This is a genomic window from Diaphorobacter ruginosibacter, from assembly GCF_040396215.1.
GTDB lineage: Bacteria > Pseudomonadota > Gammaproteobacteria > Burkholderiales > Burkholderiaceae_C > Diaphorobacter_A > Diaphorobacter_A ruginosibacter_A.
Map to the genome: position 1 here is coordinate 1 of NZ_JBEBOW010000104.1, position 14,087 is coordinate 14,087.

General features: G+C 65.8%; 13 protein-coding genes. 6 read left to right on the forward strand and 7 right to left on the reverse strand.

From position 1 onward, the window contains the following. Positions 1 to 43: 43 nt before the first annotated feature. The 3 genes from nirD to ABWP92_RS12760 all read right to left on the reverse strand — a co-directional run bounded on the left by nirD (position 44) and on the right by ABWP92_RS12760 (position 4,188). Positions 44 to 418 carry a nitrite reductase small subunit NirD gene (gene nirD, locus ABWP92_RS12750; protein WP_353235762.1) on the reverse strand — a complete coding sequence of 125 codons (375 nt, stop codon included), beginning with the start codon at positions 416 to 418 and terminating at the stop codon, positions 44 to 46. Between the two features lie 23 nt (positions 419 to 441). Further along, positions 442 to 3,027, reverse strand: coding sequence for a nitrite reductase large subunit NirB (nirB, locus tag ABWP92_RS12755; protein WP_502907527.1), 2,586 nt, complete (start codon positions 3,025 to 3,027; stop codon positions 442 to 444). 384 nt (positions 3,028 to 3,411) lie between these two features. Then, positions 3,412 to 4,188 (reverse strand): AraC family transcriptional regulator, encoded by a 777-nt coding sequence (locus tag ABWP92_RS12760; RefSeq protein WP_353235763.1) that lies wholly within the window; start codon positions 4,186 to 4,188, stop codon positions 3,412 to 3,414. Positions 4,189 to 4,320: 132 nt separating this feature from the next. Here ABWP92_RS12760 and ABWP92_RS12765 point away from each other — a divergent pair, with 132 nt between their 5' ends. From ABWP92_RS12765 to ABWP92_RS12780, 4 genes are all read left to right on the forward strand, one after another. Then, entirely contained in the window at positions 4,321 to 5,556 is a 1,236-nt protein-coding gene (locus ABWP92_RS12765) for an MFS transporter (protein WP_502907528.1), read from the forward strand. Between the two features lie 84 nt (positions 5,557 to 5,640). After that, positions 5,641 to 6,405, forward strand: coding sequence for a YoaK family protein (locus ABWP92_RS12770; RefSeq protein WP_353235764.1), 765 nt, complete (start codon positions 5,641 to 5,643; stop codon positions 6,403 to 6,405). A gap of 249 nt (positions 6,406 to 6,654) precedes the next feature. After that, the gene (locus ABWP92_RS12775; protein ID WP_353235765.1) at positions 6,655 to 6,930 is read left to right on the forward strand and encodes an H-NS histone family protein; all 276 of its coding nucleotides are present in this window, start codon (positions 6,655 to 6,657) and stop codon (positions 6,928 to 6,930) included. A gap of 127 nt (positions 6,931 to 7,057) precedes the next feature. Then, the gene (locus ABWP92_RS12780) at positions 7,058 to 7,813 is read left to right on the forward strand and encodes a tyrosine-protein phosphatase (protein WP_353235766.1); all 756 of its coding nucleotides are present in this window, start codon (positions 7,058 to 7,060) and stop codon (positions 7,811 to 7,813) included. 70 nt (positions 7,814 to 7,883) lie between these two features. Here ABWP92_RS12780 and ABWP92_RS12785 read toward each other — a convergent pair whose 3' ends face one another. Beyond that, positions 7,884 to 8,309 (reverse strand): HU family DNA-binding protein, encoded by a 426-nt coding sequence (locus ABWP92_RS12785; protein WP_353235767.1) that lies wholly within the window; start codon positions 8,307 to 8,309, stop codon positions 7,884 to 7,886. Positions 8,310 to 8,550: 241 nt separating this feature from the next. Between ABWP92_RS12785 and ABWP92_RS12790 the strand changes: the two genes are divergently transcribed. Beyond that, complete coding sequence (locus tag ABWP92_RS12790; protein ID WP_353235768.1) at positions 8,551 to 9,420, forward strand: PhaM family polyhydroxyalkanoate granule multifunctional regulatory protein; 870 nt, start codon at positions 8,551 to 8,553, stop codon at positions 9,418 to 9,420. 92 nt (positions 9,421 to 9,512) lie between these two features. Here the strand turns inward: ABWP92_RS12790 and ABWP92_RS12795 are convergent, their stop codons facing one another. Next, complete coding sequence (locus tag ABWP92_RS12795; protein ID WP_353235769.1) at positions 9,513 to 9,929, reverse strand: YXWGXW repeat-containing protein; 417 nt, start codon at positions 9,927 to 9,929, stop codon at positions 9,513 to 9,515. A gap of 123 nt (positions 9,930 to 10,052) precedes the next feature. Continuing rightward, positions 10,053 to 10,793: a helix-turn-helix domain-containing protein gene (locus ABWP92_RS12800; protein ID WP_353235770.1), complete on the reverse strand. Its 741-nt coding sequence runs from the start codon at positions 10,791 to 10,793 to the stop codon at positions 10,053 to 10,055. Positions 10,794 to 10,973: 180 nt separating this feature from the next. On the opposite strand from ABWP92_RS12800, the gene ABWP92_RS12805 reads away from it, so the two are divergent. Further along, the gene (locus ABWP92_RS12805; protein WP_353235771.1) at positions 10,974 to 12,917 is read left to right on the forward strand and encodes an MFS transporter; all 1,944 of its coding nucleotides are present in this window, start codon (positions 10,974 to 10,976) and stop codon (positions 12,915 to 12,917) included. Positions 12,918 to 12,938: 21 nt separating this feature from the next. Here the strand turns inward: ABWP92_RS12805 and tgt are convergent. After that, a partial coding sequence (tgt, locus tag ABWP92_RS12810; RefSeq protein ID WP_353235772.1) for a tRNA guanosine(34) transglycosylase Tgt occupies positions 12,939 to 14,087 on the reverse strand: 1,149 nt, incomplete at its 5' end.

A 14,087-nucleotide genomic window follows, 5' to 3' on the forward strand; every position in this document is an offset into this window, starting at 1 on the left:
CGCAAAGCCGCTGTCGCGGCGCGAGGAGATCGTGAACACGTTCTCAGCCCTGGAGCCAGACCGCGCCCTCGCGCATCTCGACCGGATAGGTCCGCAGCCGCGTGTCCGCGTCCTCCAGGCAGGCGCCGCTGCGCAATTGGTAGTGGTGCTTGTAGATCGGCGAGGCAACGACCGGCTCGCCTGCGAGGTCGCCCACGATACCGCGCGAGAGGACGTTCGCACCGCTGTGCGGATCGTGGTTGTCGATCGCGTACAGCTCGCCGCTCGCCAGCCGGAATACGGCGATCTGGCGGCCCTTGATCAGGGCGCAGACGCCGGTGTCGGGCCAGATTTCGTCGAGCGGGCAGATGCGCTGCCATCCCGTGTCGGAGGCGGGCGCGGCGGTTGGGGTGTCAAGGGCGAAGGCGATGGCGCTCATGGGGAGTTCTCCGGAAGGTTGGGTCAGGCAATGGCGTCCGCCACCACGGGAATGCCTTTGAAGTTCTGCAGTTTCTCCGCCTGGGTCGCAGGCCGGATCTGGCCGCGCTCGTTGACGAAGACGACGTTGTCGTCGCCCGCATCGCTGTTGACGAAGGTGCGCAGGCGCCTGAGCACGGCCGGATCGTCCACGGCCTTCTTCCATTCGCAGGCGTAGGTTCCGACGACGTGGGACATCTCGGCCTCCAGTTCCGCGGCCAGCCCCAGGCTGTCGTCGATCACCACAGCCTTGAGATAGTCCAGCCCGCCTTCGAGGTTGTCCCTCCAGGTGCTGGTGCGCTGCAGGCGGTCGGCGGTGCGGATGTAGAACATCAGGAAGCGGTCGATCAACCGCACCAGTTCCTGCCTGGACAGGTCGGATGCCAGCAATTCCGCGTGGCGCGGCTTCATGCCGCCGTTGCCGCACACGTAGAGGTTCCAGCCTTTCTCCGTGGCGATCACGCCGACGTCCTTGCCCTGGGCCTCGGCGCATTCGCGCGTGCAGCCGGAAACGCCGAACTTGATCTTGTGCGGCGAGCGCAGGCCCTTGTAGCGGTTCTCCAGTTCGATGGCGAGTCCCACGCTGTCGTCCACGCCATAGCGGCACCAGGTGGAGCCCACGCAGCTTTTGACCGTGCGCAGCGACTTGCCATAGGCGTGGCCTGATTCGAAACCGGCATCGACCAGCTCGCGCCAGATCAGCGGCAGCTCGTGCACCTGCGCTCCGAACATATCGATGCGCTGGCCGCCGGTGATCTTGGTGTAGAGCCCGTAGCGCTTGGCGATCCGCCCGATCACGATGAGCTGGTCCGGCGTGATCTCCCCGGCGGCCACGCGCGGCACGACCGAGTAGGTGCCGTCCTTCTGGATGTTGCCAAGGAAGTAATCGTTGCTGTCCTGCAGCGGCGCGTTCTGCGGCGAGAGCAGGAAGTCGTTCCAGCAGCTCGCCAGGATGTTGCCGGCCGTCGGCTTGCAGATGTCGCAGCCATGGCCGCTGCCGTGCCTGTGCAGCAGCTCGGCGAATGTCCTGATCTTGCCCACGCGCACGAGGTGGTAGAGCTCCTGGCGCGAGTACGGGAAGTGTTCGCACAAGTGGTTGTTCACGGCCACGCCCTGGCGCTTGAGCTCGGCCTTGAGCACCTGCGTGACCAGCGGCACGCACCCTCCGCACGAGGTTCCGGCCTTGGTGCAGCTTTTGAGCTCGCCGATGGTGTGCGCGCCATCGGCGATCGCCGCGCACAGCTGGCCTTTGCTGACGTTGTTGCACGAGCACAGCACCGCGCCATCGGGCAAGGCGTCCACGCCCAGGCCCGGCTTGGCGGATCCGTCACTGGCCGGCAGGATCAACTGCCCGGGTGAATCGGGCAATGCGATGCTGTTGAGCGCCATCTGCAGCAGCGTGCCGTATTCGGCTGCATCGCCCACCAGGACGGCGCCCAGTAGGCGCTTGCCGTCGGCGCTCACCACGATCTTCTTGTAGATCTGCCCGATCTCGTCGGTGAAATTGAAGCTGCGGCAGCCCGGTGTCTTGCCCTGCGCATCGCCAATGCTCGCCACGTCCACGCCCATCAGCTTGAGTTTGGTGCTCATGTCGGCGCCGCCGAAGGCGGGTTCGGACAGGCCCGATACATGGGCCGCGGCGATGCGCGCCATGTCGTATCCGGGCGCGACCAGGCCAAAGACCTGCTCGTGCCAGGCGGCGCATTCGCCGATCGCGTAGATGTCGTGATCGCTGGTGCGGCAGTGGTCGTCGATGACGATGCCGCCGCGCGGTCCGACGGCCAGCAGGCACTGGCGCGCCAGCTCGTCGCGCGGCCGGATGCCGGCGGAGAACACGATCATGTCGGTTTCGAGATGGGTGCCGTCGGAGAACACCATGCGGTGACGCGCCGTCGCGCCGTCGGTGATCTCGACCGTGTTGCGGCCGGTGTGCACGTGCACGCCCAGCGCTTCGATCTTGCTGCGCAGCACACGCCCGCCGCCCTCATCGACCTGGACCATCATCAGGCGCGGCGCGAACTCCACGACGTGGGTCTCAAGGCCCATGTCGCGTAGCGCCTTGGCGCACTCCAGGCCCAGCAGGCCGCCGCCCACCACCACGCCGCTCCTGGAGCGCGCGCCGGATGCCTGCATGGCCTGCAGGTCCTCGATGGTGCGGTAGACGAAACAGTGCGGCCGCTCGCGCCCCGGCACGCCGGGCACGAAGGGCACGGAGCCGGTGGCCAGCACCAGCTTGTCGTACGCGAGCTCTTCCCCCGTCGCCAGCCTCAGCGTGTTGTTGCGGCGCTCGATGGAGGCCACGCGCGCGTTCAGCCGCAGGGTGAGCCCCGGACGGTCGTAGAAACCTGGCGGCACCAGCGACAGATCCTCCGCGCTGCGGCCGCTGAAGAATTCGGAGAGATGCACGCGGTCATAGGCCGCCCGGGGCTCCTCGCCCAGCACGGTGACCTCCAGGCCCGCCGCGGGCAGGTCGGGATGGCGTTCGATCAGGGCCTCGACAAAGCGGTGTCCCACCATGCCGTTGCCGGCGATCAGCAGCTTCAGCGGGGACGTGTGGGGCGCGCAAGACATGCGGCATCCTTTTTTGTTGAGGGAGCGCGGCCTGCTCGTGCGCCGCGCTCACGGTTCGGAAAAACACAAAGGCGCCCGCAACGAACCCGGCAACGCAGTGCGCTGGGTGAGTTGCGGACGCCTTTGTCCTGGCCGGCGAGGTCGTCGTTGATCTCCATCGGCACGACAGGAATCGCATTTTTCGTGCCAGCGGGCTGCCTACGGGCAGGGCGGCGTCCGGGCGGGGTTCCGGGGCAACGGCGGCCGCTTGAACCTGCTCGTCTGCATTAATTCGGTGCAAACCAGGCGCTCGCCGCACCCATCTCGTGCGCGGGGTGCCGGGCCATGGAGGTGCATGCATGCCGTCGCGGCCCGGTGGGCGCGTGCCTGCCTTCTCCGTTCTTTCTATAGATAGAAGCTGGACGGCGAGACGCCGAAGTGGCGCCGGAACATGGCTGCGAATGCGCTCGGGCTGGCGTAGCCACAGTCGAAGGCGATGTCGATGACCTTGTCGCCGCAGGCGATCCTGCGCAGCGCATGCAGCAGCCTGGCCTGCTCGCGCCATTGCGCGAACGTCATTCCCAGTTCCCTGGCGAACAGCCGGTGCAGCGTCCGCTCGCCCACATGGAGGGTCGCGGCCCAGTCCGCCGCGCTTGCCGCGCTCGACGGACATGTGGTCAATTGCTCGCAAAGAGATCTCAGACGCTTGTCCCGTGGCAGGGGCAAGTGCAGCGGAATGGTGGCGGACACCCGGATCTCGTCGATCAGCAAGGCGAGGAGCCGGGCGTCCCGGCCCATGGGCTCCTGCGTGGGCGACAGGCGGACCGCCTCGACCAGAAGCTCCCGCAGCAGCGGTGAGATGTTGATCGCGCAGGTGACGGGAGGCAGGGCCGGCACCTTGTCCACATCGATGTAGGCCGTGCGCATCAGCACATCGCCGGACATGGTGACGGTATGCCGCAGGCCCGTGACCATCCACAGCGCCCGGTTGGGCGGGATGACCCAGGAACCCGCGTCCGTGTGCACGACCATGACGCCTTCCGTGGCGTAGAGCAACTGTCCCCTGGGATGCGAATGCCATCCCGTGGACGTACCCGCAGGCCAGCGGTTCTCCATCACCACCACGGGACGCGGCAGGTGGTGGTACATCTTGTGTTTGAGGGATGGATGGGGCGTCGTCATGGCAGGAACTCTACAGATGTTGGCAGATCGTCGTGAGACAGCCAGCGGCGCGCGCCCTATGCTGGAGCCTCTTGTTGATCCGCGCAAGGCACCCGGAGGCCATCGGCCTCCGGATTTGCGAACCACCCTTCCATGACCCAGACCACCACCCTGGAGGCATCGGCCACGCCGATGCCGTCCGCCGCGGCAGAGCCGCCATCCCACGGTTTTTTGCTGCCCATCGTCGGAGGCGCGGCGCTTGCGCATCTGCTCAACGACATGATCCAGGCCATGCTGCCGTCGATCTTTCCCATGCTCAAGGCGGGTTTTTCCCTGAGCTTCGGCCAGATCGGCGTCATTGCGCTTGTCTACCAGATCACGGCCTCGCTGCTCCAGCCATGGATCGGGCTGTATACCGACAAGCATCCCAAGCCCTACCTGCTTCCCTGCGGCATGGTGATGACGCTGATCGGCATCGCCTTGCTGGCCACGGCGCGCAGCTATGAAATGCTGCTGCTGGCGGCCTCCGTCGTGGGCATCGGCTCCGCCACCTTCCATCCGGAGGCATCGCGCATCGCCCGGCTGGCGTCGGGCGGGCGGTTCGGCACCGCGCAATCCACGTTCCAGGTGGGCGGCAATACCGGCTCCGCCCTTGGCCCTCTGCTCACGGCGGCGGTTGTCATTCCTTATGGCCAGCATGCGGTCGCGTGGTTCATGGTGGCAGCGCTCGCCGCGATTTTCGTGCTGTACCGCCTGACTGTGTGGGTGTTGCACCATGGCAGCGCCAAGGCCAAGGGTCTGGCCAGGAACCATGCACCGGGCCTGGACAGGGCCGGGGTGCTGCGGGCGGTGATCGTGATTTGCATCCTCATGTTCGCCAAGTTCGTCTACATCGCTTCGTTCACGAACTACTTCACCTTCTACCTGATGGAGCGTTTCGCCCTGGATGTGCGGCAAAGCCAGATGTTCCTGTTCATGTTCCTCGCGGCAGTCGCCGCAGGGACCTTCGCGGGTGGGCCGGTGGGTGATCGCATCGGCCGCAAGGCCGTCATCTGGATCTCGTTTCTGGGCGTCGCTCCTTTCGCGCTTGCGCTGCCGCACGTGGGCCTGGCGTGGACGGCGGTCCTTGCCGTCCTCATCGGCCTGGTGATGTCTTCGGCCTTCGCAGCGCTCGTCGTCTACGCACAGGAGGCCGTGCCCGGCCGCGTGGGCATGGTCTCGGGATTGATGTTCGGGCTGATGTTCGGAATCGGAGGCATCGGCGCCGCAGGGCTGGGCAAGCTGGCCGATACCTACGGCATCGTCTGGGTCTATGGGCTGGTGTCGTTCCTGCCCCTGCTTGGCCTGGCCACCGCATTCCTTCCGGATACGCGCGGCAAACAGCGCTGACGGTGCGGCTGCGGCCATCGGCGGATGGCGGGCCGATTGCCAGATGCCGCTTCAGCATGGAAGATACTCATCGAGGAGGATTCCATGCGCAAACTTCGCCATCTCACCAACCGGCACCGGGCGCCTTCGACCAACATCGCGCTCGGGTTGCTGCTCGCGTTCAATGCGGGGGCGGTCAATGCCGGCGGGTTTCTGGTGCTGCACATGTACACGTCGCATATGACGGGCTTTGCTTCGCAACTGGCGGATGCGCTGGTCCTGGACAACGGCACGCTGCTGCTCAACGCACTGGGCGCCATTCTCGCGTTCACGGCCGGCGCGGCGGTGTGCGCCGTCATGGTGAACTGGGGGCGCCAGCGTCGGCTTCACAGCGTCTATGCGCTGCCGTTGATGCTGGAGGCGCTGCTGATGTTTCCTTTCGGGCTGATGGGCGCGGTCACGCTCAGTTGGAATACGCCCTTCGCGGTGCCGCTGACGGTGCTTTTGCTGTCATTCATCATGGGACTGCAGAACGCGGTGGGCTCCAAGACCTCGGGCGGCAGCATCCGCACCACGCACATGACGGGCAACATCACCGACCTGGGCATGGAGCTGGGCAAGATGTTCTTCTGGAAACGAAGCGGCCATGTGGCGCCGATGCAGGTTCAGCACAACTGGCGGCGCCTGAGGAATTCCGCCGGACTGGTGCTGATGTTCGTGCTCGGCGGGCTGGTGGGCGCGCTGGGGTTCAAGTATGTGGGCTTCATCTGCGTGGTGCCGCTGGCGGCGCTGCTGCTCGCGCTCTCCGTTCCGCCGTTCCTGCGCGACGTCCCCCATACCAGGGAACTGCTTGCGCTTTTCGGTAAATAGCGGGGGCGTGGTCGTTGGCCCTTTTGGGCATTGTGCTGACGCTAGAATGCGCCACAGGTGTGAGTCGCGCCCAGCGGCTGAAACAGGGTTTGTCGGCACGGATCCCCCGGGTTTCCGCTCCGGCGGCGCATCGAGGCGTGGCCGGATAGCCCGTCCACCTCTGCATGCGAACCACGCGCGGATGGCTCCAACGATCCGACGGGCCGCGCTCCACCTGTGTTTGCTCTCTTTCATCCGATCCATCACCCAATGACTACCTACAAAGAACTCCTGGCCCAGAAACAAATGCTGGACCAGCAGATTGCCGACGCCAGGAAAATCGAAGCCAAGGCGGCGCTGGCGAACATTCATGCCCTGATCGCGGAATTCGGGTTCACCGCGCAGCAGGTCTTTCCCTGGAAGCCCGCGGCGGCGAAGGCGCCCGCCAAGTACCGCGACCCCGTGAGCGGATCGACCTGGAGCGGTCGCGGCAAGCCGCCGAAGTGGATTGCCGACAAGGATCGCGCGGCGTTCGAGATTCAGTGACCGCCCGGCCGCGCCATCGCGGGACGCGCACCCGCAAGGCAGTCGGCAGGCTGCCTTTTTCGTTTGCGGCTCTCGAGGACGCGGATGCTGTCATCCGTTTCCCGCCGGTTTGGCATACGATGTGGAGATGGACCCATATTCTCGCTCGCTCAATCTGGCCGGCGCCTCCAACTTCCGTGATCTCGGCGGGTATGCGGGAGAGGGCGGCCAGCCGGTGCGCTGGCGCCGCCTCTTTCGCTCCGACCATCTGGCGGCGCTGACCGCGCACGACACCATGGCGCTGGCCGACATCGGCCTGACCCGCGCGCTGGATTTTCGCGGTGACGCGGAGCGTGCCGCACAGGCTTACGAACTGCCGAACGTGCGCTATCACGCGCTGTCGATCGAGCCCACCGTGGTGCAGCGCGCCAAGGAAATGGCACTCGCGGGCGAGCAGATGACGGCCCCGGTCGCCGTCAGGCTCATGCAGGACACCTACCGCGCGTTTGTCGCCAACAATGCGCGGCAGTATGCGCAGCTGTTCGAACATCTGCTGGAGAATGACGCGCCGCTGGTGTTCCATTGCACGGCGGGCAAGGACCGCACCGGTTTCGCCGCGGCGCTGATTCTGATGGCGCTGGGCGTTTCGCGTCCGGCGGTGATGCAGGACTATCTGCTCACCAACGGGCTTTACCGCCGCCCGCAAAGCCTCGTCAGCACGGCGCCCGAGGAAGTGCTCAACGTGATCTGGCGGGTCCAGGAGAATTTTCTCGACGCGGCCCTTGATGCCGTGGATGCCGACTTCGGCGGCTTCGAGCGCTATCTCGCGCAGCAGCTGCGGGTGGGAGATTCAGAGCGCCAACGGCTCAGGCAGTTGTATCTCGCGCCGCGCGCCGCAGCGTGAGCACTCCATGAAAAAACCGGCCATGAGGCCGGTTCTTTTCGTTCAGAGGCGACGATGCGTGAAGCTTGGGTCAGGCAGCGGCGTCCTTGAGCTTCTTGAGCGCGCGGACCTTGATCTTCACGGACGCGGGCTTGGCATCGAACCAGCGCTCTTCGCCTGTGAAGGGATCCTTGCCGAAACGCTTCTTCTTTGCCGGAACCTGCAGCACGCCGACCTTGAGCAGGCCGGGCAGCGTGAACTCGCCAGCGCCCTTCTTGTGCACCGACGCCAGGATGGCTCCTTCGAGCGCTGCGAGCACTGCCTTGACGGCCTTGGGTTCGACGGCGCTTTGCGCTGCCAGGTGAGCGATCAGCGTGGACTTGTTGAACGCGTCCTTGATCGGCTTCACGGCTGCGGGCGCAGCAGCCACGGTCTTCTTTGCGGCAGCGGGAGCTGCCTTTGCTTTCGCTGGAGCGGCCTTCTTGGCGGGCGCGCTCGCTTTCTTTGCAGTTGCCATGATGAAGTTGGTTGTTTATTTGTTTGCTTGGATACTCGCCAGCGAATGCTGGTCTCGGCATTCTAGGACGAGATTTCCAATGCGTGTGCGCAGTGCGGGATCAAATGTGCCCGAAAGCTGCATTCTCGCGTCGTTTTGAGGCGAAAGAGCCACGCATGAACTGCCTTGCAGGTGCGCTTGCGCGTTGGCGTTAAGCTGTCGCCTGCAGACCGATGTTCAACGCAAACCTGGGAGACTCATCATGAGCGAAGGCGACAACACACCATTTGGTTTTGGGCGTTTCGTGCCGGGGTTCGATTTCCTGCAGAACCTTGCGAAGAGCGCCACGTCCAGCGTCTCCGCGATGCCGGGGCTGGCCAGCTGGGTGGCTCCGACGGTCAGCGTGGAGGAACTCGACAAGCGCATCGGCGAACTCAAGTCGGTGCAGTTCTGGCTGGAGCAGAACGCACGCGCGCTGGCCGCTACCGTGCAGGCTCTCGAAGTGCAGAAGATGACGCTGGCCACGCTGGAAAACATGAACGTGGCCATGGGCGATATCGCCGGAGCGTTCGGCGCGGCGATGCCGCAAGGCAGGCCGGACGCGCAAGGCGGCGGCGCTTCGAGCGCGGGCGTCGGTGCGGCGCCCGCGCAAGAAAAGGAGGCAGCGTCCTCCGCCGCGAAGCCCGGGCCGAAGGCAGCGGCCGAGAGCGCCGCCGCGTTCATGCCGGGCGCGGGCGGCATGGCCGATCCGGTGCAATGGTGGGGCGCGCTGACCAGCCAGTTCCAGGAGATCGCGGCCAATGCCATGCGCGACGTGTCGCAGCATGCGGCGAACGCGCCAGCGTCGGTCATGGGCGAGGACGCGTTCAAGGCCGCATCCGACATGGCGGCGCAGTTTGCCGCGCAAAGCATGAAAGGCGCGCAGGAGATGACGCGCACGGCCATGGCCGCGGCGGGCGGCAAGGCACCATCGGGCGCGAAGAAGCCGGCGGCTGCAGAGGCCGCGGCTGTGCCACGCAAGCCGGCCGCGAAAAAGAGCGTGAAGAAGACCGCCGCCAAAAAGGCGGTGGCGCGCAAGGCCGGGGCTACGCGCAAGGCGGATGCGCCTTCGCCGGGCCGCACGCAGAGGTGAAGTGACGCGCGCCGTGCGCGCAGATCTCGCCAGCGGCACCTGCTGGCCGCATCTCTGACTGTCGGATGGCTGGGCGCAGCGCCCGGCTTTCGTCAATTCCTGTAGGGGTTGTTCGGGCTGCGGTCATGGCGGTCGGGCACGCCGTCGCGGTCCCGGTCCCAGCCGCCGCGCCTGAATTGCCAGCGGTTGCCGTTCTGCACCCAGGCGGGCTGGTGATAGCTATAGCCCGGGCGTACGCGAATCCAGGTGCCGGGCACCCAGACATGCCGCTGTCCGCGCCACTCCCAGTGGCCCTGCGACCAGACCATGCCCCGGCGCGGAGCGGGAACGCGTTCGACGCGCGGTGGCGGAGGGGCCTTGTATTGCACGGCCACCATCGCGGGCTGCGGGTGGGCGGGATAGGGTGAGCCGACCTGGATGTTGATGTTGGCGCCCGCATGGGCGGCGCCTGCGGTCAGGCCGAATATCAGCGCCGCGATGCTGGCGGCGATTGCTGGTGTGCGAATCATGTGATGCTCCTTCAAACGGCGTCCGTGCTTTCTCCGTCACCGTGGAGTTCATGATGCGCAGGGCATGTGAAGCGACGGTCGCCGTTCCTTGAGCGCTTGGCAAAGTGTTGTGAATAAATGTGATCACGCGCCGGCGCGCCGCATCTGGCCGAACACGGCGAATTCCCAACTGCGCATTCCCAGAACCAGGGTGTAGCCTTCCAGCTCGCGCGGCGGCAGCTTCTGGTCGGCCAGGTGCTGCCGCGAAAAATCCTGCGCAAGGCGTTGCAGCCGCTCGTTGAACACCGGGGCCACGGCGCGGCTGATGGAGCCGTGCACCAGCAGCATCCCTTCGCCCGGGCCGTCGAAGCCGCCGGAGAAGTAGTCCAGCAGCGCATGTTCCCGAAAGAAATCCATCACGGCGCCGTGCGGCCGCCAGCGGAAGGTCTTGGCGAGCTTGAGCCGGTAGCGGTTGAGCGGCCGCAGCTCGATGATGCCGATGCGGTCGAGCTGCGCAAGATACTTCACGCCTTCGGCCTCGCTCAGCCGGTAGGTGGATGTGACCTGCTCCAGCGTCCATTGGCTGAGCACGCAGATGGCCATGAGCAGCAATTTCTTGTCGGCCACCACGGCGCGCTCCTGCTCGGCGGAGAGTTCCTCGAGCAGCGGCTGTTCATCCGCGACGCGCCGGGCCAGGTCGGCGAAGTCGATGCGCAGCGCGCGGCATATGGCGTCGATGCGCGACAGCGGCATCTCGCCCTTGGCCAGCATGCGTTTGACGCTGGACTCGGCCATGCCCAGTTGCACGGCCAGGTCGGCGTAGGTCATCCGGGCGGCCTTGAGCTCCTTTTTCAGAGCGTTGATGAGATCGGCGGTGGTGCTCATGGGTATCGATTATCTATACCCGAGGTGCCCGATTCGGGCGTGATGCACGGAGATCGCGCCGGCTGCGCCCGTTCGCCGCAGACTGCGCGGCAGACATTTTCCGAGGACCGGGCACAATGGCCGCCGGCCATGCTCCGCCCGGGCAGGAGCATATGAATGACAACGGGACGCAACCATTCCATGAACCCATCCACAGTCGAAGGCAACACGGCGCACGCGCAGGGGCGCGAGCCGCATCCCAATCAGTTCGCGCTGCTCGGGCAAAGGCGCTTCGCGCCTTTTTTCTGGACGCAGTTCGCGGGAGCGGCCAACGACAATCTCTTCAAGTTCGCCTTCACGGTGATGGTGACCTACCAGCTCAACGTGCGCTGGATGCAGCCGGCCATGGCGGGGCTGGTGATCGGTGCGCTGTTCATCCTGCCGTTCCTGCTGTTTTCGGCCACCGCCGGGCAGATCACCGACAAGCTCGAGAAGACGCGCATCATCCGCTTCGTGAAGAACTTCGAGATCGCCGTGATGCTGATTGCGGCGGCGGGCTTCATGATGGGTAACCCCGCCGTCCTGCTGGGCTGCGTGTTCCTGATGGGGCTGCACTCCACGCTGTTCGGGCCCGTGAAGTTCGCCTATCTGCCGCAGGCGCTCAGCGAGCGCGAGCTCACCGGCGGCAACGGCATGGTGGAGATGGGGACGTTCGTGGCTATCTTGCTGGGCAACGTGGCCGGCGGTCTGCTGGTTGCGATGCCTCGGGTCGGGCATGCGGCGGTCGCCGCTGCCTGCGTGGCGCTGGCCGTGGCGGGGCGCGTGGCCGCGCAGTGGATTCCCAGGGCCGCGGCGACCGATCCGCACCTGGTGGTGAACTGGAACCCCGTCAGCGAAACCTGGCGCAATCTCAAGCTGGCGCATGGCAACATCGTTGTGTTCCGCTCGCTGCTGGGGATCAGCTGGATGTGGTTCTTCGGCGCGGTTTTCCTGAGTCAGTTCCCCAGCTTCGCCAAGGAGGTGCTGCATGGCAACGAGCAGGTGGCGTCCCTGCTGCTGGTCGTTTTTTCCGTGGGGATAGGCGCGGGATCGCTGCTGTGCGAGGTGCTCTCGCGCCGCCAGGTGGAGATCGGCCTGGTGCCGATGGGCGCCATCGGCATGAGCGTGTTCGCCATCGACCTGTACTTTGCCTCGCGCAACTTGCTGTCCGCGGCCGAAATGGGGGCCGCCGCGTTCATTGCCCAGCCGGCGCATTGGCGCGTGATGCTCGATCTGCTGCTGCTCAGCCTGTTCGCGGGCCTGTACAGCGTGCCCATGTACGCACTGATCCAGTTGCGCAGCCAGCCCACGCACCGCGCGCGCATCATCGCCGCCAACAATATCCTGAACGCGCTGTTCATGATCGCCAGTTCGCTCATCGCGGGCGCGATGCTGGCGGCGGGGGCCAGCGTGCCGCAGATATTCCTGTTCACCGGCGTGGCGAACGCGGTGGTGGCGTTCTACATCTTCATGCTGGTGCCTGAATACCTGCTGCGCTTTTTCGCATGGGTGCTCTCGCGCATCGTCTACCGCTTCAAGGTGCGGGGCGATGAGCACATTCCCTTGCAAGGCGCGGCGATCCTGGCCTGCAATCACGTGAGCTTCGTCGATGCGGTGCTGCTGATGGCCGCGAGTCCACGGCCCATCTACTTCATCATGGATCACCGCATCTTCCGCGTGCCGCTTCTGGGCTGGATCTTCCGGCTCGCCAAGGCCATTCCGGTGGCCTCGCACAAGGATGATCCGGCAACCTACGAAGCGGCGTTCGAGCGGGCCGCCCAGGTGCTGCGCGACGGCGATTTGCTGGCCATCTTTCCCGAAGGAGGCATCACGCGCGATGGCCGCCTGCAGGAGTTCAGGGGCGGGATCATGAAGATCATCGAGCGCGCACGGGCCGACGGCGTGGACGCGCCGGTGGTGCCGATGGCGCTGACCAACCTGTGGGGCTCCTTCTTCAGCCGCGTCGAGCAGGGCGGGGCGATGATGCGGCCATTCCGGCGCGGCATCTTCAACCGCGTGGGGCTCAATGTCGGGGCGCCGCTCGAGGCGGGAGCGGTGCAGCCGCAGTCGTTGCGCGAGCGGGTGCAGGCACTGCTCGGCCAGTGAGGACCGGGCCGCGATGCCGCGCTAGATGCCGCGCGCGCGGTCCGACCTGAACTGCGCGCGGAACTGCGTGAACGTGCCGGCTTCCAGCGCGCTGCGGATCTCTTGCATCAGGTTCAGGTAGTAGTGCAGGTTGTGGATGGTGGTGAGCATCGGGCCGAGCATTTCGCCGCAGCGGTCGAGGTGATGCAGGTAGGCGCGCGAGAAGCCGCCGCGTCCGCCGTCGTCCCAGCTCACGCCGCTGCTGCCGGCGCAGGCATGGCAGGTGCAGGTGGTGTCGATGGGCTGATGGTCGCTCTTGTGGCGCGCGTTGCGGATCTTGAGGTCGCCGTAGCGCGTGAAGATCGTGCCGTTGCGCGCGTTGCGCGTGGGCATCACGCAGTCGAACATGTCCACGCCGTCGGCCACGCCTTGCACCAGGTCCTCGGGCGTGCCCACGCCCATCAGATAGCGCGGCTTGTCCTGCGGCAGCAGATGCGGCGTGTGCCGCATGATGTCCAGCATCTCATCCTTGGGCTCGCCCACCGACACTCCGCCGACGGCGTAGCCGGGGAAGTCCATTTCAACGAGCGCCTGCAGCGATTCCTCGCGCAGGCTCTTGAACATGCCGCCCTGCACGATGCCGAACAGCGCGTTCGGGTTGCCAAGGCGCTCGAATTCATCCTTGGAGCGCCGGGCCCAGCGGCGGCTCATCTCCATGGATTTGCGCGCCTCGGCCTCGGTGGTCTTGTGGCCGTTGGTCTCGTAGGGCGTGCATTCGTCGAGCTGCATGACGATGTCCGAGTTCAGCACCGTCTGGATCTGCATGCTCACCTCGGGCGACATGAACAGCTTGTCGCCGTTGACCGGGCTGGAGAAATGCACGCCTTCCTCGGTGATCTTGCGCATCGCGCCCAAGCTCCAGACCTGGAAGCCGCCCGAGTCGGTGAGGATGGGCTTGTTCCATTTCTCGAAGTCATGCAGCCCGCCGAAAGTCTTCATGATGTCCAGGCCGGGGCGCATCCAGAGATGGAAGGTATTGCCCAGGATGATCTGCGCGCCCATTTCCTCGAGGCTGCGGGGCATCACGCCCTTGACGGTGCCGTAGGTGCCGACGGGCATGAAGATCGGGGTCTGGACCACGCCGTGGTTGAGTGTGAGCTTGCCACGGCGCGCGTGGCTGGTCGGATCGGT